This window comes from Parachryseolinea silvisoli (assembly GCF_021190955.1).
Taxonomy (GTDB): domain Bacteria; phylum Bacteroidota; class Bacteroidia; order Cytophagales; family Cyclobacteriaceae; genus Ohtaekwangia; species Ohtaekwangia silvisoli.
Genome location: NZ_JAIOAO010000001.1, coordinates 748,533 through 767,621, shown reverse-complemented (window position 1 = coordinate 767,621; position 19,089 = coordinate 748,533). Strand labels below are relative to the sequence as shown.

18 protein-coding genes are annotated in these 19,089 nt (G+C 53.1%); 7 read left to right on the top strand and 11 right to left on the bottom strand.

Features of this window, described 5'->3' with window-relative positions; all coding sequences use genetic code 11:
• The first annotated feature begins 22 nt into the window (after nt 1-22).
• The 4 genes from K7P01_RS03265 (at nt 23) to K7P01_RS03250 (ending at nt 5,065) form a co-directional block, all read left to right on the top strand.
• Nucleotides 23-1,186 (top strand): Gfo/Idh/MocA family protein, encoded by a 1,164-nt coding sequence (locus K7P01_RS03265; protein ID WP_267289783.1) that lies wholly within the window; start codon nt 23-25, stop codon nt 1,184-1,186.
• Between the two features lie 11 nt (nt 1,187-1,197).
• The gene (locus K7P01_RS03260) at nt 1,198-1,698 is read left to right on the top strand and encodes a hypothetical protein (protein WP_267289781.1); all 501 of its coding nucleotides are present in this window, start codon (nt 1,198-1,200) and stop codon (nt 1,696-1,698) included.
• 208 nt (nt 1,699-1,906) lie between these two features.
• Nucleotides 1,907-3,139 (top strand): M48 family metallopeptidase, encoded by a 1,233-nt coding sequence (locus tag K7P01_RS03255; protein ID WP_267289779.1) that lies wholly within the window; start codon nt 1,907-1,909, stop codon nt 3,137-3,139.
• A complete protein-coding gene (locus tag K7P01_RS03250; RefSeq protein WP_267289777.1) occupies nt 3,140-5,065 on the top strand; it encodes a rhomboid family intramembrane serine protease in 1,926 nt (641 codons plus the stop codon).
• Between the two features lie 90 nt (nt 5,066-5,155).
• On the opposite strand, the gene K7P01_RS03245 is transcribed toward K7P01_RS03250, so the two are convergent.
• Entirely contained in the window at nt 5,156-6,136 is a 981-nt protein-coding gene (locus K7P01_RS03245; RefSeq protein ID WP_267289775.1) for a pyruvate dehydrogenase complex E1 component subunit beta, read from the bottom strand.
• A 111-nt stretch (nt 6,137-6,247) separates the two neighbouring features.
• Nucleotides 6,248-8,020: a tetratricopeptide repeat protein gene (locus K7P01_RS03240; RefSeq protein ID WP_267289773.1), complete on the bottom strand. Its 1,773-nt coding sequence runs from the start codon at nt 8,018-8,020 to the stop codon at nt 6,248-6,250.
• Between the two features lie 191 nt (nt 8,021-8,211).
• Here K7P01_RS03240 and K7P01_RS03235 point away from each other — a divergent pair, with 191 nt between their 5' ends.
• Nucleotides 8,212-8,439: a PspC domain-containing protein gene (locus tag K7P01_RS03235; protein ID WP_254086840.1), complete on the top strand. Its 228-nt coding sequence runs from the start codon at nt 8,212-8,214 to the stop codon at nt 8,437-8,439.
• Between the two features lie 64 nt (nt 8,440-8,503).
• Here K7P01_RS03235 and K7P01_RS03230 read toward each other — a convergent pair whose 3' ends face one another.
• From K7P01_RS03230 to hisS, 5 genes are read right to left on the bottom strand one after another with little or no spacing between them, the layout of a single operon-like run.
• Nucleotides 8,504-9,511 carry a glycosyltransferase family 2 protein gene (locus tag K7P01_RS03230; RefSeq protein ID WP_267289771.1) on the bottom strand — a complete coding sequence of 336 codons (1,008 nt, stop codon included), beginning with the start codon at nt 9,509-9,511 and terminating at the stop codon, nt 8,504-8,506.
• Complete coding sequence (locus tag K7P01_RS03225; protein ID WP_267289769.1) at nt 9,508-9,843, bottom strand: YbaB/EbfC family nucleoid-associated protein; 336 nt, start codon at nt 9,841-9,843, stop codon at nt 9,508-9,510. Before K7P01_RS03225 ends, K7P01_RS03230 begins: the two co-directional genes overlap by 4 nt.
• Before the next feature lie 59 nt (nt 9,844-9,902).
• A complete protein-coding gene (locus K7P01_RS03220) occupies nt 9,903-11,873 on the bottom strand; it encodes a gliding motility-associated C-terminal domain-containing protein (RefSeq protein WP_267289767.1) in 1,971 nt (656 codons plus the stop codon).
• Nucleotides 11,870-13,369 (bottom strand): histidine ammonia-lyase, encoded by a 1,500-nt coding sequence (hutH, locus tag K7P01_RS03215; protein ID WP_267289765.1) that lies wholly within the window; start codon nt 13,367-13,369, stop codon nt 11,870-11,872. Before hutH ends, K7P01_RS03220 begins: the two co-directional genes overlap by 4 nt.
• A 35-nt stretch (nt 13,370-13,404) precedes the next feature.
• The gene (gene hisS / locus K7P01_RS03210) at nt 13,405-14,799 is read right to left on the bottom strand and encodes a histidine--tRNA ligase (RefSeq protein ID WP_267289763.1); all 1,395 of its coding nucleotides are present in this window, start codon (nt 14,797-14,799) and stop codon (nt 13,405-13,407) included.
• 148 nt (nt 14,800-14,947) lie between these two features.
• Here hisS and K7P01_RS03205 point away from each other — a divergent pair, with 148 nt between their 5' ends.
• Entirely contained in the window at nt 14,948-15,106 is a 159-nt protein-coding gene (locus tag K7P01_RS03205; protein ID WP_254086846.1) for a hypothetical protein, read from the top strand.
• A gap of 114 nt (nt 15,107-15,220) precedes the next feature.
• Here K7P01_RS03205 and K7P01_RS03200 read toward each other — a convergent pair whose 3' ends face one another.
• Nucleotides 15,221-15,547 carry a DUF6169 family protein gene (locus K7P01_RS03200; RefSeq protein ID WP_267289759.1) on the bottom strand — a complete coding sequence of 109 codons (327 nt, stop codon included), beginning with the start codon at nt 15,545-15,547 and terminating at the stop codon, nt 15,221-15,223.
• 117 nt (nt 15,548-15,664) lie between these two features.
• Complete coding sequence (locus K7P01_RS03195) at nt 15,665-15,826, bottom strand: hypothetical protein (RefSeq protein WP_267289757.1); 162 nt, start codon at nt 15,824-15,826, stop codon at nt 15,665-15,667.
• Nucleotides 15,827-16,093: 267 nt separating this feature from the next.
• Here K7P01_RS03195 and K7P01_RS03190 point away from each other — a divergent pair, with 267 nt between their 5' ends.
• The gene (locus K7P01_RS03190; protein WP_267289755.1) at nt 16,094-16,864 is read left to right on the top strand and encodes an exodeoxyribonuclease III; all 771 of its coding nucleotides are present in this window, start codon (nt 16,094-16,096) and stop codon (nt 16,862-16,864) included.
• 22 nt (nt 16,865-16,886) lie between these two features.
• On the opposite strand, the gene murA is transcribed toward K7P01_RS03190, so the two are convergent.
• A complete protein-coding gene (gene murA, locus K7P01_RS03185) occupies nt 16,887-18,200 on the bottom strand; it encodes a UDP-N-acetylglucosamine 1-carboxyvinyltransferase (RefSeq protein WP_267289753.1) in 1,314 nt (437 codons plus the stop codon).
• 22 nt (nt 18,201-18,222) lie between these two features.
• Nucleotides 18,223-18,951 carry a DUF4290 domain-containing protein gene (locus K7P01_RS03180; RefSeq protein WP_267289751.1) on the bottom strand — a complete coding sequence of 243 codons (729 nt, stop codon included), beginning with the start codon at nt 18,949-18,951 and terminating at the stop codon, nt 18,223-18,225.
• Nucleotides 18,952-19,089 lie beyond the last annotated feature (138 nt).

The following is a 19,089-nucleotide window of genomic DNA, read 5'->3' as shown; positions in this document are numbered from 1 at the left end:
TTCGTACCAGAAATAGGACAGCATGAAAGAATCCCACACACCTTCTTCCTCGCGACGGACTTTTCTCCGGCAGCTGTCCGGCACGGTGGGCGGCACGTTGCTCAGCTTCTCGCTACCGGCGTGGGCGGTGTCGCGCAGCCCGCAAGGGTGGGAGGACGCCGGTGATGCGGCCCCTGTTCAGGATACCGGGCGTAAACTAGGCATTGCGCTGGTGGGCCTTGGTAATTATAGCACGCATCAGCTGGCACCGGCATTGGAGCAGAGCAAGAACTGCCGTTTGGCGGGCATTGTTACCGGCACGCCCGCGAAAGCCGAAAAGTGGAAGCGTAAGTACAACATTCCCAACAGGAGTGTTTATAACTATCAGAATTTCGACGCTATTAAGGATAATCCGGACATCGACATTGTCTACGTGGTGTTGCCAAATTCGATGCACGCGGAGTTTACCATTCGCGCGGCCGCCGCCGGCAAGCATGTGATCTGCGAGAAGCCGATGGCAATATCTGTTAAAGAGTGTGAGCAGATGATTGCGGCGTGTCAGAAGGCCGACCGTTTGTTGTCGATTGGCTACCGGTTGCACTTCGAGCCGCACAATCTTACGATGATGGAGTTTGGTAAGAATAATGTATATGGCGCCGTTACGAAAGTGCAAGCCCGCGACGGCATGGACATCGAGCCGAACGTGTGGCGGTTGGATAAGAAACTGGCGGGTGGCGGCCCGTTGATGGACGTCGGCATTTATTGTGTGCAGGCCGCGATCTATACGGTGGGCAAGAATCCGATTGCCGTCACGGCACGCGAAGGAGAGAAGACGGACCTGAAACGTTTTTCGCAAGTCGAGCAGTCGCTTATGTGGCAACTGGAATTTCCGGGGGGGATCCTGGCCGACTGCGAAACCAGCTATGCCAAAGAAATGAATATGCTACGGGTTGATGCCGAACGCGGTTGGTACGCGCTTGAACCGGCTTATGCCTATAAAGGTATCACCGGCAGCAGCAGCCAGGGCAAGCTGGACCTGCCACAGGTAAACCAACAAGCGCTGCAAATGGATGACTTTGCGACCTGCGTGCGTCAGAATAAAAAGAGCAAAGTGTCGGGAGAGATGGGCCTGCGGGACGTGCGTATTCTCACGGCGATCTACGAAGCTGCCTCGACGGGTGTTCGGATCGAATTGAATAACCTTTAAATACAGATTATATGAAAACGACAAAAAATAGCAATACCCCCGCTGCGAAGAAAAACGCACCGGCCAAGAAGTCGGCCAAATCCAAGGCTACGCATACCAAGGCTCCGAAGAAGGACAAACTTCCCGGCGAGTATCCGCCGAGCGAAGATATTATGAACCCCAGTAATGGCATGGAGCGCGTGCACGTGGATCTGGAGGATATGAGCACTTCGCGCACAAGCGGAAAACAAATGACCGAAGACGCTGCACGTGAAGGTCGTGCTAACAAGGAAAGCGATTTGACCAAAGAAGACCGCCGTGCGCTGGGTACGGATGGGTTGAACAGCGACGAAGGCGATGACGACCAACTCCGTAACCGGGTAACGCCAGTAGATTTCGCCGGCAAGGACCTGGACATTCCGGGCTCGGAAATGGATGATGCATCGGAGGCAATTGGAGCGGAAGACGAAGAGAACAATTCTTATAGCCTCGGCGGCGACAACCATGAAGACCTGGAGGAGGACCGCGCTTAGCCGTTATCGCTACACATTGTTACGACACTATACAGAAACCGGGATGTTGTACCCGATACTCGTCCCGGTTTCGGTTATGGTACGTTTTTGGGTGAGCTATTACACGCGTATTCTGTACATTCTGTACATGTATTTCCGATAAACATCTTTATCACAAACACCTTCATAACCTTGCGACTTCTCCTTTTATTTGCGTAAAATGGAGTATATGCAGCCGCACACTATTTTGGTTATCATTTTAGCCATCACGACGATTTCGTACGTGTCCGGGCAACTATTGGACTATCTCAACCTGCGGGCCCAACGCGCGACGCTGCCCGACGAGATTGCCGCCTTTTATGACCGGGATAAATACGTGAACTCGTTGGCGTACCACCGGGCGCTCACCCGCTTTTCATTTTTAACCGAGGCGCTGGCATTTTTGGTGTCGGCAGGCATGCTGCTGACCGGTGGCTTTGGCTGGATAGACGCCCAATTGCGCCCGTTCTTTCCCAACGAGATCGTACTGGCATTGGTGTTCTTCAGCGTGATTGCGCTGGCGTCGGACATCCTGACGCTCCCGTTTCAATGGTATAGCACGTTTGTGATCGAGGCCCGGTATGGCTTTAATAAAACGACCGTGCGCACGTTTATTCTCGACAAGCTCAAAGGGTATCTGTTGGGTGGACTGTTGGGCGGCTTGCTGTTGACGGCGCTGATCTACCTGGTGCAGATCCTGGGGCCGTCGTTCTGGTTGTGGTTTGCCGTGCTCGCCACCGTATGTGTGTTGTTTATAAACTTGTTTTATACGTCGTTGATCCTGCCGCTGTACAACAAATTGACGCCCCTGCCGGAAGGGTCGCTCAAGACGGCGATTGAAACGTTTGCCCGCAAGGTAGACTTTCCGTTGGATAACATTTTTGTGATCGACGGCTCGAAGCGCAGCAGCAAGGCCAACGCCTTTTTTTCGGGTATTGGCAAAAAGAAAAAGATTGTGCTGTACGATACATTGCTGCAGCAGCACACGGAAGAGGAACTGGTGGCGGTGCTGGCACACGAAGTTGGGCACTTTAAGAAAAAGCATATTGTCTGGAGCCTGGTACTGGCCGTGGTGCAGATATTCTTTACGTTGTATGTGTTGTCGTGGATGATTTCCAGCGAAGCGCTGTCGCTGGCGTTGGGCGGAAGCCAACAGGCGATACATTTAAACCTGATTGCCTTTGCGACCCTGTTCTCGCCTGTGTCGGCGGTTACCGGCTTGCTGATGAGTATGTATAGCCGGAAGAACGAGTTCGAGGCCGATGCCTATGCGCGCGCGACCTACGACGGTCCGGCACTGATGGCGGCGCTCAAGAAGCTGTCGGTAGAAAACCTCAGCAACCTGTATCCTCATCCGCTGTATGTATTTTTTCACTATTCCCACCCCCCGTTGTTGCAACGGCTGGCGGCACTGGCTAAATAAATGGGAGAGATGTTCCGGAAATCGATCGCTACAACGGTGCTGATAGGCATCAACCTCGTGGTATTTTTCTGGCTGGCCTGGCAGCAGCAGAGCCTGATGATGAACACGGGCGCTGACGCGCTGGCCATTTTGCACGTGGGGGGTAACTTCAATCCCTATACGCTGGGCGACCAACCCTGGCGCCTGCTGACGTCCATGTTTCTACACTACGGCGTTATTCACCTGGCGGTAAATATGTACGGGCTCTATGTCCTGGGAGCAGGGCTTGAACCGGCGGTGGGCACGCCGCGATTTTTGCTGGTATACTTTTGCTGCGGCCTGGTATCGGGCATCGCGAGCTTGTTGTTTAATACGTATGTGATCAGTGCCGGTGCGTCGGGGGCGCTGTTCGGGTTGTACGGTTACCGGTTGGGTGCCGAAGTGATCGGCAGCTTTCACGACCGCCAGCAGCTGCGAACGGTATTTATCAACTTCGTGATCTTCGTCCTGATCAATGCCTTCATTACGGCACAGTTAAATGTTGATCTGGCCGGTCACATCGGCGGCTGTATAGCGGGTGTCGTGCTTTCGGTATTTCATTTTAAGCTGCGTTGGCTTATCCCCAATGGTCGACTGCTGGTAGTCATGCTGGCGATACCGCTGGTGTTATTTGTTTTGCCCCAGGGGCAGAAACGCTATTATGCCATTTATCAACAAGTGCTGCGCGCGGAAGATGACGGCGGGCGGGTATATGGCGCAGCGAAGACCGACGAGGCATTGAAGGACAGCCTGGCGCTGCTCGCCGGCCGGTGGGATACGATCGCATCCCAATTGCGCGCGTTGCCGGCCATACCCGCTGTACTGCAAGCCGACACGGCTATTATCGGCCTGTATAGTCGGTTGCGCCACGCGGAGACAACGTATAGGATTAAGATGATTGCCCGCGAGTCCTATGTATACCGCGACAGTATCGAGATCATACAGCAACAGCAGGCAGCGATTGGTAAGATTCGTTTCCCGCTAAACTATGACGCATCGCTGGCATTGACAGCGGACACGGTACAAGAGGTCTCCGCGGCGGCATCCCCTGCAGCGTTGGACTACACAAAAGTATACTACGACAAAGACTGGAAAGAAACGCTCAGTGTAACCGATTATCACTATTACCGCGAAGGCGCCCGCGACTCGGCAGGCCGTTGGCAGGGCCGGGTGACGGACTATTTCCGGAACGGCGACGTGCAAATGAAAGGAGAATATAAAGACGGTTTGAAAGACGGCATATTTCTCTATTACTCCGATCACGGTACCTATACTTCTGCCGGGCGCTATGTACGAGAGGAATCAACGGGGAAGTGGGAAACCTATTATCATAACGGCAGGCTACAGCGCGAAGTGGTTTACCAGGACGGTGCGTTTACCCGAAATGTGTGGGACTCGCTCGGTCGTGTACAGGTGAAGGACGGCAATGGCTACGAAACACAGTGGTATGAAAACGGAAAGGTAAAATCCGTCGGCAGTTACCTGGATGGCAAGCAGGAAGGCCTTTGGCGGGGGTATCACGCGGATGGCACGCCCTACTATCAGGAATTATACCACGAAGGCAAGCTCGAGCGGGGCATGGCCGTCACGCGCGATGGTAAACGGTATGTATACGATCAATGGAGTGACCTGGCACTGCCGGTCATGGGCCTGGAGAAGTATCGAAAATACCTGGATGCGCATACGCATGCCCCCGGAGCCTTGTGGCCGGGTAGCGGTACCGTGAAAGTTGTCTTTACGGTAGACCCTCGGGGAGGGCTTCGCGACTTTGTGATCTTGCAGAGCGTTTGCCCGGTATGCGACCAGGAGGCTATCCGCCTGCTTCGTGAGGGACCACCCTGGCGACCGGCATTGGTGCGTGGGCATGAAGCCGTCACCTCGCAGGGTTATATGGAAGTTTCCTTCTAAATCTTTTCCCGACGGGGCATAAAAAAACAGCCCTCCCGGTGGGGAAGGCTGCTGTATAAGGTTTATCCGTCACGTCGAAGACGCGGCGTATTAATCGCGGTACAGGGTGGCTTTTACTGCCTTAATAGTCTTTTCTACGTTGGGCAGGATGGCCTGAATCAGCGTAGGGGCGTAGGGCAGGGGCACGTCGAAGCTGTTGACACGCTGGATAGGAGCATCCAGGTAGTCGAAGGCGTGCTTTTGCACGTGATAGGTAATCTCCGTCGCGATAGACGACAGCGGCCAGGCTTCTTCTACGATCACGAGGCGGTTGGTCTTCTTCACAGAGGTTACAATGGCCGCGTAGTCGATCGGACGCACGGTGCGCAGGTCGATTACTTCCGCAGAGATGCCTTCCTTTTGGAGTTCTTCCGCTGCCGCGAGGGCTACCTTCATAATCTTGCCAAAAGACACGATGGTGATGTCCGTGCCGGCGCGTTTGGTATCTGCCAGACCAATGGGAATGATGTACTCTTCGGCAGGAACGTCCATTTTATCACCATACATGACCTCAGACTCCATGAAAATAACGGGGTCGTTATCACGAATAGAGGCTTTCAGGAGGCCTTTGGCGTCGTACGGGTTGGACGGAACGACTACTTTCAGACCGGGGGTATTGGCAAACCAGTTTTCAAAGTTTTGGGAGTGTTGGGCGCCTAGCTGGCCGGCATTGCCGGTAGGGCCACGGAACACGATAGGGGCGCTATACTGCCCGCCTGACATGGAAAGGATCTTGGCGGCCGAGTTAATGATCTGGTCGATGGCTACCAGCGAGAAGTTGAAGGTCATGAATTCGATGATGGGGCGGAGGCCGTTCATGGCAGCACCGACACCGATCCCGGCAAAGCCCAGCTCAGCGATTGGCGTATCGAGCACGCGCTCGGCTCCAAATTCTGCCAGCATACCCTGGCTGACTTTGTAGGCGCCGTTGTATTCGGCTACCTCTTCACCTAACAGCACGATGCTGGGGTCTTTACGCATTTCTTCGCTCATGGCCTCGCGCAGGGCCTCTCTAAACTGGATCTCTCTCATGACGTTACTTTTGAAAAGCGTGTAAAAATAGTATCCGGGGGTGGATTGGGCAAATAAAAAACCCTCCCGGGGACCGGAAGGGTTTTTATATCAAGATTCCAATGAGTTCTGTTATTTCAACGCATTTCTGAAAGGCTCAGTGGCGGCGAATTTCGTGAATTCGAGGTCGCTCAGAGCAGCTTCTTTCAGGGAAGGATCAACTTTTACAGCAGAAGTCAGGTTGCTGACCACGCCGTCAGCCTGGTTCAGGCGGGCAGAGGCAACGGCCGCGCCATAATACGCGATCGCCAGGTTGCTGTTTTTGTTGGTAGCTTCTTTGAAAGAAGTCAGGGCGTTTTGGTAGTCTTTGTTCAGCACTTGTGCCAGACCTTTGTTGAACAGGTTGTCAGCATTGTCTGTAGCGTTAGACTCAGAGCTTACCGCAGCAGCGTATTGTGCTTTTACGATCTCAGCATAGCCTTTCACACCGTTTACACCGGCAGCGTTGTCGCCAGTCAGGCCACCAGCAGCTTTCGCAGCGTGGCTGTAAGCAGCGTAAGCGTTGCCTTTCAGCGCAGCGACCGAAGCCAGGTTGGCTTGTACTTCCGGAGCGTCGTTGATCTTAGATGCCAGGTCAAGTTGAGCCTGTGCTTTGTCAGCCAGGGCAGCAGCGTTGCTGGAGTTTTCGATGGCTTGCGCGATGTATACAGCGCCGAGGTTGTTGTGGGCTACCCAGCTTGTACCTTTTTTGGTAGCAGCTTCGTAGATGGCAGCTTTCTCATCCAGGGAAGGAGTGAGTGTAGCAGCGTACAGCAGCTCTTCTTGTGACAGCGTATCTGCGCTGGTAGCGCCGGTTGTGATTTGTTTCGCCAGTACAGAGATTTCTGCGTCTGTTTTCTTCTCTTTTACAACCAGGATCTCAGTTTTTGCTGTTCTCAGTTTAGGATACACGTCTTTGAAAACTTTCTTGTACGTCTTCAGCGACTTGAATTGTTTCTCCTGGTCTTCGAAAGTACCGCCACCGTTGATGATGTTCAGGTATTCAGCTTTCTCTTCAGAAGTGATGCCAGTGTAGGCTTCGAGGGCGATTTTGAAGTTAGCCCAGTCTTGAATAACCGGCTTCAGGATGAACTGGATCGAGTCAGCTTTGCCTTTGTAGTCGTACTTCTTCATTTCTGTGCGATAGAATTTTTCGATCGCAGCAGCACGTTCCGGAGACAGTTTGCTGTTGATACGCTCAGCACCTTCAGGAGAGTGAGTACCGGTGATGGTTACGGTACGGGTAGCGTTTTTCGAAGCGATGAAGGCATCGAGTTGTTTACCTTTTGTGCTCTTGATCTCAGAAGTTCTGAGGACAGAACGGCCTTGCTCGAAGATGAAGTCAGGAATAACGATGGGAGTCAGTTCTTCCTGGTTGTTGTAACCATGGCCAGCGTAAGCGGCGAAGTATACAGGCTTAACCAATTTCGAAGTAGTGATCACACCGGTAGCGACAGGCATACGCGCAGTGGCTTTCGACTTAGAGCCTTTCGAAGCAACACCCTCTACTTCGAGAGTACCTACTTTCATAGCAGGCTGGTAAGGGAATGAAAAGCTCTTTGTTACGCGTGGTTGCTCTTTGGCGGCGTTCGGGTAGTCCTCGGCCTTGAACGGTATAGGATCCAGCGCAAGCTCTTGCTCACCGTACTTGTAGAAGCTGTTTACGGTGTAAGCCGTACCTTTCTTCAGCATTTTTACAGGCAGGTTTGCTGCCAGTTCGTAGGCAACTGTATCCTTATGAACTTCCAGCGGATTGGGGGTCACAGTCAGCTGTTGTTCTTTTGCCATTTTCACCATCTTGGGCAGCGTGCAGCCCGCGAGGCTAAAGGCACCGACGACCAGAAATGAGTAAACTACTTTTCTCATTGGATTTTAGTTTATTAGTTGATTTTAAACAGGTTGCAAAACTATACTTATGTGTATTTTTTTGCAATTATACTCAAAAAAATAAGATCGACAGGGATCATAAGAAGCGTTCGGCGCGTTATATTTGTAAGCCGGATTTTTGTTCGATAAATCAACTATTTCTACGTTGAAGTTCTAAAAGAAAAGGCAATATGAGGCAATTAACCGATAAAATCCAGCATTTCTTTGAGCGTCAGGCCTTTGGCGTGTGTACACACATTGGCGAGAAGATCGGTGTGGCTACCTCCAGCATACGTCTTTTCTTCATTTACACTTCCTTTATCACCTTCGGATCACCGCTAATTATTTACCTTTCCCTGGCCTTTATCATGAATATGCGCAAGCATTTGCGTAAGCGCAAGCCCGTGTGGGACTATTAAGTTAGGGAAGGGAAATAAACGTTATTAGCGGTAATACCCTCGATAGGTGTACCAATAGCAATAACTATACCCGGGGTGACTTTCTGCGGATATAATGGTCGAAGATAATAGATCCCCGGTATACCGCCGTACGCGGGTATGAGGGGTATGCGCGGTGTAGTGCCTTACGTTTGCGCCAGTCGCGCCGAAACCTTCTTAAGAAATGTACATGCGCCTGCAGCACGGCCCGGGCATTAGCAGGCTTGCGCTGGGCCAGAAACACAATTGCCGCCAGCCAGTCAAGGGCCAGACGCACAGGGAATTTATACACTAACTCGGTTGTGTCGAAGTGCTTCAGGATAAGCGACAGCCCATTTCGAAAGTTCAGGTAGGTTTTACGCGGATGATCATAGCCCAGCGTACCAGCGCCAACGTGGTAGATAGTGCTCAGCCCACAATAGTACACCTGATGATTGGATCGTTGCAGTTTCCAGCAGAGATCGATCTCCTCCATATGTGCAAAGAAGTCCTCATCCAGTCCGCCAAATTGGTGGTATAATTCCGCTCGTATCAGGAGGCATGCACCCGTCGCCCAGAAGACCGGACGTTGATCATTATACTGCCCGCTGTCTGTCTCGACGGCGCGAAACATGCGCCCGCGGCAGAAGGGATATCCCAGCGCGTCGATATACCCGCCGGCAGCGCCGGCATATTCGAATTGACTGGGTTGGTGATAGGAGAGTATCTTGGGATGGACGGCTGCTATACCGGCGTTATTGTCAAGCAGACGGATAAGCGGCGGCAACCAATCCGGGGTAACTTCAATGTCGGAGTTGAGAAGCACGTAGTAGTCGGCGTCGGTAACGTGTTGTAACGCCCGGTTATAGCCGCCGCAGAAGCCATAGTTCTGGTCAAACAGGATCAACCTGACGCCGGGAAACTCGCGCTTTAATACTTCGATGGAATTGTCGGTCGAGCCGTTGTCGGCTACAATGACCTCGGCTTCGGGCGAGCAGGCCACGACCGAGGGCAGGAACTTGCGCAGGTAGGCAGCTCCGTTATAGTTTAAAATGACAACGGCGGTCCGGCTCATCCCATCAGGCTGCTAAGGTCTACACCCGGTATATTCGGCAGCAGCCCTTCGGTGCTCTTCCGGAGCTCTTCTTTGGCCTTTATTTCGGCCTCGCCGGCAGCCTTGTTGACGGCGGCAATGATCAAATCCTGTAAAATGATGCGATCGTCAGCCTTCAGCAAGGAGGGGTCGATTTCGAGGGCCACGAGCTGTTTCTTGCCATTGACCGTGGCCTTTACCATGCCGGCGCCGGCATCGCCTTCGGCACGTACGTTGACGAGGCTGTCCTGGGCTTCTTTCATGCGGGCCTGAACTTCCTTCATCTTGCCCATCATTTTCATCATGTCAAACATAGCTATATGGATTACGGGTTGTTATCTGGCGGCAAAGGTATGAATTGATTGCCGATAGCCTACTTCTTTCGCAGCAGATAGAAGGCGCCGGATTTCTCAAAGGTGCGGCCCGCGCGGTCTACGACCGTAGCCCTAAAGACATACGTGCCTTCCGGCTGCAGGTTGCCCTTATAGGTGCCGTCCCAGCCGGCGTCTTCCTTGTCGTTTGTACTATACATCATCTCGCCCCAACGGTTAAAGATCTTCATGTCGAAGCTTACCACATACCGCTGGCCAAAGACGCGGAAGGTGTCGTTCGTGCCATCGCGGTTGGGAGTAAACCCGGTCGGGTAATAGAGGTTAGGCGCCTTGATGACGGTAATGGTATTGGAAACAGACGGGTCCAGCGTGCCGTCCGTGGCCCGGGCGGTAATGACGTAGGTGCTGACTTGATTGTCAGGGTTGTTGGTGCTTGGGTCGGTAAACGTGGTGACGTTGCCCGCGTCGGTGGTTTCGATCAGGTTGCCGCCATCGTCGTACAGGCTCACGACATAAGTGCTCAGGGGGGACGTCCAGCCGCTATAGGCGGACCACGTCAGGTCGACCGTGTTGTCGGGCCGCAGGCTGCCGCCGAGCTGTATGGGGCAGGCATCCGGGCTTGGCAGACTGGTGTTGCCACACCGGTCGGTATAGGTCACGCGGTAACACGTAGGGTCCGCGGTGGCGTACGCCGCATCTACAAAGGGCAACGTGGTAAACTCCTGGGCCGCACCGGGCACGCTGTTTACGGTCTTGACGATGGAGAATGTCGAGGCCGGTACCGCCACTTCAGGCCACGTGAGCGTGACGCTGGTGCCGTCTACCAAGGTGCTGATGTCGGCAATGGCCGGTGGAATGTTGTTGGAGAATGCGGTGACACTTTTGGGGAACGAAAGGCTTTGTGCGCCACCGGTATAATTGCCGGTGAGCCGGTACGTGTATTGTTCCTTGCAGGTGACATCGGTGTCGGTGTAGGCCGCGGGAGTAGGGGCTACGTTGGGCGACAATGCCGCTTCGTTTTTAGTAATGGTGATGTCGGTCAGCGGGTGCGTGGCGCTGGCCGCGGCGGTAGACCAGGTGAGGTCGTTTTCGTTGTTTTGCGCGGTAGCCGTCAGGTTGAGACTGCACACGATCGGGGAGCTGCCGGCCACCACGTTGTCGCACGGGTTGAAGGTATTGACGCGCATGCAGTAGTAGTTGGACAGTGCCGGTACGTTTGCTACCGTTTGGGTCATGTTGGTGGCCTGGTCGCTGTAAAGCGTTGCGTACTGCTGGAAGCCGGTGGCGTTGTTTGTCGCGACCATAAACCGATACTGAATGGAAGGATCGGTATCGAAATCTACTTTGATGGACGTGCCGGGGTCTAACACTTCCACCCGGCGGATGTCTGCCACGGGGAGTGTATTGGCCACGGTTACGGTAGCAGTTTTTGTCAGGCAACTGGCGTCGTTGGCACCGGTACCGTTGCTGCCGGTCACTTTCACCGTGCGCGGTGTAGGGGTAGCGGGCGCGGGTGTATAGGTGTGAATGTCGGTCGCGCTCACGGCAGGTTTCGTGACTGTCGGACCGTCGGAATAGTCGAATACATAAAATGGATAGCGCGTGTCTGTCACTTTCACAAAGACCTCTCCGCCGTCGCAGGAGTATGCTTCAAAGGAAGGAGGGGCATTGGGCGATACATCAATGCGGATGTCGTCGTTATTTACGCCATCGGTCCCCACGGCAATAAACAAATTATAAGTACCCGCCGGCATGAACCAAACGGAGTCGACGCCTGTGTTGGCATTGTCAAACTCACCGGTTTTTATGGTGGTGCCGTTCCGGGTTACCCGGTAGGAGCATGAGATCGTGGGGTCAGCACACGGCGTGTTGGTAATCCATACTTTCAGCGTCTCACAGCCTTTTATTGCGTCAGCAGTAAATTTACCGTTGTTACTGGGAAACTGCGCCACAGCCACATGCGTGACAATGAGTACCAGCCATACGGTAAAAATGAGCGGCAGTGCCTTCATGCGTTCGTTTTCAGCGGCAGGTTCTTTAAAAAATCTTCCGCCTTTTTAATATCGTCGTGCAATATGCGGTCATCTTCTATAAACGGCACTATGGCACGGAAAGTATGAACGAATTCTTCCAGCGCAGGCGAACTTTTCAGGGGTCTGCGGAAGGTAAGCGCCTGGGCGGCGGTGATGAGCTCGATGGCCAGGATGGAATACAGGTTGTCGACAATGCGATATGCCTTCGTGGCGGCATTTGCGCCCATGCTGACGTGGTCTTCCTGCCCGTTGGACGACACAATGGAGTCTACCGAGGCCGGCGTGCAAAGCTGTTTGTTCTGGCTGACCAGCGAGGCGGCGGTGTATTGAGGGATCATCAATCCCGAGTTGATACCGGGGTTGGCCACCAGGTAATTGGGCAGGTCGCGCAGTCCGGCGATCAACTGGTATGTACGTCGCTCGGAGATGTTGCCCAGCTCGGCCAGGGCAATGGCCAGGAAGTCGAGCGCCAGGGCCAGCGGCTGGCCGTGGAAGTTGCCCGCGGAGATGATGGCATCGTCGTCGGGGAAGACATTCGGATTATCCGTGACGCTGTTGACTTCCGTCAGCATCACGCGCGTGGCATAGTCGAGCGCATCGGCGCTGGCGCCGTGCACCTGCGGAATGCAGCGGAAGGAGTAGGGATCCTGTACGTGTTTTTTAGCTTGCGCTATGAGCTCGCTGCCGGCAAGGGAGGCCCGTATTGCAGCGGCCACCGATTGTTGCCCGGCATGCGGGCGGATGGCATGGACCGACGGCAGGAACGGCTCGATGCGTCCGTCGAAAGCGTCGAGTGACAATGCGCCGATCAGATTTGCCAGGTGTAATAAACGCTGACCATGCACCACACACCAGGTGCCGTACGCGCTCATGAATTGTGTGCCGTTGAGCAGTGCCAGGCCCTCTTTCGCCGCAAAGGCAATGGGCTTCCACTGGAATTGTTTATTGATGGCTTCGCCGGATAGACGGATATGGTTGTGTTGTACTTCTCCCAGCCCCAACAGCGGCAACGACAAGTGCGCCAGGGGAGCCAGGTCGCCGGAGGCGCCGAGCGATCCCATCTCGTAAATCACCGGGAGCACGCGCGCGTTATACATCGCCACGAGGCGCTCGACCGTAAGGACCTGTACGCCCGAGTAGCCATACGACAGGGACTGCGCCTTCAGAAAAAGCATGAGTGAGACAATCTCCGCCGGCACTTCCGGACCGGTGCCGCAGGCGTGCGACTTCACGAGATTCTCCTGCAGTTTTTCTAATTGGTCATGCGAGATGTTTTTATTGTACAGCGACCCAAAGCCGGTGTTGATACCATAGATCGCCTGCGTTGACCCGGCCAGTTTTTGATCGAGGTAGGTGCGGCAGCGGGTTATCTTGTCGCGGGTTTCCGCTGGCAGCTCGACGGTCACACCGCCGTGTAGTACGGCCGTGAGATCGTCGAGTGTGAGGGGTTTATCGGATAAGAAATGGACGGGCATGGGGTTGGTTGGGTTTGATTGGCGGGTGGGCGGGGTTATCGCAATTTGGCAATGACCTCGTCGACGGTGGCTTTCACTTGCTCGCCTTTCTCCATGTCTTTAAAGGCCAGCTGGCCGCTCTGCATCTCGTCCGAGCCGATCACCAACGTGAAGGGTATCATCTTTTTGTTGGCGTATTCCAACTGCTTGTTTAGCTTTTTCTGGTCGGGGTATATTTCCGCCGGTATACCCGCTGCGCGGAGCCTGGCGAGTACACCGAGTCCGTATTGCAGGGAGGCATCATCGAAGTGGCAGATTAGTACCTTCGAGGAGATCTGTGCATTTTTCGGGAACAGCTGCAGCTCTTCCATGGCATCGTAAATACGGTCTACACCAAACGAGAAGCCTACGCCGGAGAGATTCTCTTTGTCTCCAAAAGCCTTCGTGAGGTTGTCGTAACGGCCGCCGCCGCTCACGCTGCCGATGCCGACGTTGTTGATCTTCACTTCGAAGATGCAGCCGGTATAGTAGCTCAGGCCACGGGCCAGGGCGATGTCGAACTCGACGTGCGTATCGTCAGCGTTATAGCTTTTTAAGAAGTTTAATACTTCGCGCAGGTCGCGCAGGCCTTGCTGGCCGGTTTCGTTGGCCGTAAAACGGTCCACGAGAAAGGCGATCTTATTGGTCGTAGAGCCTTTCACCTCAAGTATATCGAACAGGATGTTGAGGCTTTCGTCCGAGTAGCCTTTGGGACGCAGCTCTTCCTTCACTTTTTCAACACCGATCTTGTCAAGCTTATCGATGGCCACAAAAAGCGAAGTTTCGCCTTGTATCGGGAGGGTCGCGTTTTCATTGCTTTTGGCATTCACGATCTCCGCGATAGCCGACAAAATGCCGCGGTGGTTGATCTTGATGCTGTAGTCGGGAATGCCAAGGCCTTTGAACACCTCTTTGATCATCAGAATGATCTCGGCTTCGCAGAGCAGCGAGTTGGTACCTATGACATCGGCGTCGCACTGGTAGAACTCGCAATAACGGCCTTTCTGGGGGCGGTCTCCGCGCCAGACAGGCTGCATCTGGTAGCGTTTGAAGGGAAAGCTTATTTCGTTGCGGTTCATGACCACATACCGGGCAAAGGGCACGGTCAGGTCGTAGCGCAGGCCTTTTTTAGAGATCTCACCGGTGATCTTTTTAGACTGGCGTTCGGCCAGCAGGGTGGGGTCCACGTCGCCCAGGAAATCGCCCGAATTCAGGATCTTAAACAGCAGCTGATCACCTTCCTCACCGTATTTCCCGGTCAGGGTCGACAGGTTTTCCATGGCAGGAGTTTCCAGGGGCATAAAGCCGTAGGTCTGAAATACCTGGCGGATGGTGTTGAAAATAAACTGCCGCTTGGCCATAACTGCCGGACCGAAATCGCGTGTTCCTTTGGGTAATGTGGGTTTTTCCATAAAATTCTACGCCGCAAAGCTAACCAGGATTTTCAGGAACGGAAGGCTCCTGGTGGCCAATGCGGGGTCTGTCAGGATAATTACGATTATTTCTTGGTTGGAATGGAAAAGCGGATTATTTTTGCGCTCCTTTTAAAGAATAAGTGCCATGGCAGTAACCAGACTTAAGAGAAAAAACCGCAAAGATAAAGCTAAATCGGCTGTTCGTCGCCAGTCGCTGAAGATCCAGAATGCTAAACCGGTGATCAAGAACGTTGACATCGAAGCCATCAAAGAAGAGTTCAAAGCTAAGGCTGCTAAGAAATAAGCAGTCCTGACCTTTTATGATATGGTAAAGCCTTGTACTGTCGTACAGGGCTTTCTGTTTTTACTTCGTTGTAAGCCATTCGTGACAAGCGTTTAGGGGGCAGTTAACGATCCCCTAATATCCCTCCTTCATCTTATCGAACTCCATCCTAAGCTCATCTGAAATCGACTTGTGAAGTCCAGTTTCCTTCCGGATAATCCCAGCTAAAAGATTTTCATAGGTGTAGTCATCAATCACTACGCCCGCTATAGGATAGTCCCGTAGCCATCTGTCAAATCGTTGACGACGTTTTTCATGTCTGCCATCCTTTGTGTCGGCTACATATATAACTACATCATCATTGCTTTTGAAAAACTCCGAAAGAATCCAGGTCACTGTTACTCCCACACGACTATCCAACGGTGGAAGGACATCTATGGATTTGTTTGTGAGATTAAACATAAGGATACGACAATTCTTAGTATCAAAGTCATCAAAATTCTCCGTTATGTCTGAAAAAGTGCATACTGGATTTCATTCTTTGCTACGAATTGATAGGTTCCTTGGAATGGAGAAACCTCATATCGGCTGGACAAGCTTGTGCTGCTTTTTTAAGCCAGAATAATCACCAGAAAGAATTTTTTTCTCAATGTCTTTCTTATCCTCAACCAATTTTACAAGAATTGAGCCTATCGACTTTTTACCGGAGGAGGATTTACTATGTGAGTTTCTTGCTTTCACGGTTTTACAACATTTTTTTGATTACTGCTGGTCTACAAATTTAACGAAAAACACTGAAAAGTGATCGAATGTTATCGCGAATAAATTACAATTTATTGATAATCAAATATTTGATTGTATTTTCTTGCGGGTATTGACGAACGCTATCGTTTACATCAAACCCATTCATCGTCTAATCTGTCTTCGCGGGCTACCCCGCCACTTTTTCTGTTTTCGTTGAGACTTCCCCGCGAACTTTCTTAACATTGAGGCCGCAAAATCAACCCTATGAAGCATTTCGTCAACTGGAACGTAAACGGCATCCGCTCGATCATCAAAAAGGACTTTCTGAAAGATGTCGCGCAGATGGACCCGGATATTCTCTGTTTCCAGGAGACCAAAGCGGCTGTGGAAGAAGTGCGCTCAGCGCTGGAGTTGCTGCCGGGGTACCATGTGTATGTCAATTCCTCCAAGGCCCGCAAGGGCTATTCCGGCACGGCCATCCTGAGCAAAGAAGAGCCGATGCAGGTGACCTACGACCTGGGCCTGGAAGAGCACGACCAGGAGGGACGCGTGATCACAGCCGAGTTTGCGACCTACTTTGTGGTAACGGTCTACACGCCTAACTCCGGCGAAGGACTGGCGCGCCTGGACTACCGCGAGCGTTGGGATAAGGAGTTTAGGGAGCATCTGCTATGGCTCAGTCGCCGCAAGCCGGTCATTGTCTGTGGTGACCTGAACGTAGCCCATCAGGCCATCGACATTGCCCGCGCAAAAGAGAACTACAACAAGTCTGCCGGCTATACCCAGCGCGAAATAGACGGCTTCACCCGCCTGCTGGAAGCCGGGTTCGTAGACACCTTCCGGCGGTTTTATCCGGAGCAGGTTAAATATTCCTATTGGGACTACGTGACGAAAGCCCGCGAGAAAAACGTTGGCTGGCGCATTGACTACTTCCTGGTCGCAGAGTCGTTGATGAACAAAGTTCAAGAGGCGGCCATCTACAACGAATACCACGGCTCGGACCACTGTCCGGTAGCCATCCGGATAGACTTATAATCCCACGAAAAAAGAAGATTTCCTAGTTGCCGCCGACACGCTCGATGTCCGCACCAATGGCGCGTAGACGGGCTTCGATGTTTTGGTAGCCGCGGTCGATCTGCTCGATGTTCGAGATCTCGCTGGTGCCCGGTGCTGACAGGGCCGCGATGAGCAGGGCCACACCGGCACGGATGTCGGGTGACGACATCTTGATGCCTTTGAGCGGCTGCTTGCGGTCCAGGCCAATGACGTTCGCGCGGTGCGGATCACACAGGATGATCTGCGCACCCATGTCGATCAGCTTATCGACAAAGAACAGGCGGCTTTCAAACATCTTCTGGTGAATGAGCACGGTGCCTTTGGCTTGCGTCGCCACGACCAGCACAATACTGATCAGGTCGGGCGTGAAGCCGGGCCAGGGGGAATCGGCTACGGTCAGGATAGAGCCGTCGATGAAGGTCTCGATCTCATAGCGTTCCTGAGAAGGGATAAAGATATCATCGCCGCGGAATTCGAGTTTGATACCCAGGCGTCGGAAGATGTCCGGGATAACGCCGAGCATGTCGATGCGGCAATTTTTGATCGTAATTTCCGATTGGGTCATGGCCGCCAGGCCGATGAAGCTGCCGATCTCGATCATGTCGGGCAGCATGGTATGTTCCGTGCCGCCGAGCTTGTCTACACCTTCAATGGTGAGCAGGTTGGAGCCTACACCGCTGATCTTTGCACCCATGCGGTTGAGCATGAGGCAGAGCTGTTGCAGGTAGGGTTCGCAGGCCGCGTTGTAAATGGTTGTCGTGCCTTTGGCCAGGACTGCCGCCATGACGACGTTGGCCGTGCCGGTGACAGACGCTTCGTCCAGCAACATGTAGCAGCCGCGGAGCTCGCTGGCGTCGATGTGGAAGAGGTGCTCGCTGGCGTCGAAGTTAAACCGGGCGCCAAGTTTCTGGAACCCGAGGAAGTGCGTATCCAAACGACGACGGCCGATCTTGTCTCCACCCGGTTTGGGCAGGGTGGCCTTGCCAAAGCGGGCCAGGATCGGACCGAGCAACATCACGGAGCCGCGCAGCGCGGCCGCTTTCTTGCGGTACTCGTCGGTCTCTAAAAAAGCTGTATTGATGTTGTTGGAGGTAAAGCGGCAAGAGCCATTGCCGAGGCGCTCGACCTTGCTGCCCAGGTCGCCAATGAGCTCGATGAGCTTGTTGACGTCAACGATGTCTGGAATGTTGTGGATCGTGATGGTCTCTGGCGACAGCAGCACGGCGCTCAGAATTTGCAGTGCTTCGTTTTTGGCACCCTGGGGAGTGATCTCACCTTTCAGTTTTTTTCCACCCCGTATCTTGAAAATGCTCATGGAATACGCTCTGTTCTAATGGCTATTGATCTCTTCTGCGCTTGAAATTGTTGTTGTTATTGCCACGGTTCTTGTTGAAGGGGCGGTTGTGACCACCGGTGCCACCTCCCTGACGGTTGTGGCTTTGATGCCCCGGGTGGGCCTGATTGCCACTGGGGCCCCCTTGCGGGCGGACCTTTTTACGTTCTTTGTATAACTTCTCGAAGAGGTTGTCTTCGCGTATTTTGTCGATGGTCATGTTCAGCGCACCGCCCGACATCATATTGATATCACGCAGGATGACCGAGTCATCCAGGGGCTCTTTGTTCCAGTTGGCGTAGAACGTTTTCATGAGCTTGCCCAGGTAGATGATGGCGTCTTCGCGCTCTTGCGGATCTTCTTTCTTCAGCGCTTCTTTTACCAGCTTCTCGATGTTCTTGCCGTAGTGCTTAAAGCGTACGTCGTTCTTCGGGTACTCTACCTTGAGGGGCTTCTTGAAGACGGTCTCGCGGTCGGGTATGGTATAGGGATTGTTTACATCGAGGTCGAAGTCGGCGATGATATACAAATCGTCCCACATGCGTTGTGGATCTTCGCCCTGCTCTTTGATGGAGGGCGTGAGCTGTTTGATCAGCTCGATCAGCGTATAGGCCAGCTCGGTACGTTTTTGCTTATCGGGTTGTTGGCGAATGTACTCGACAAGCTTTTGTACGTTGCGGCCGTATTCTTTCAAAATGATGTGGGGACGGGAAGTATTATATTCTCCTATCATACAGTTTTTTTTATTGGTACTTCCGCCGGCAAGGGCCGGTGGGTGTTGTCAAAAATTTAATGAGATCAGGCACCGATTGCTCAGGATGTCCGGTAAAAGTTCAATGGCAATGGATCCGGGTCCTTTCAGGTAAATTAT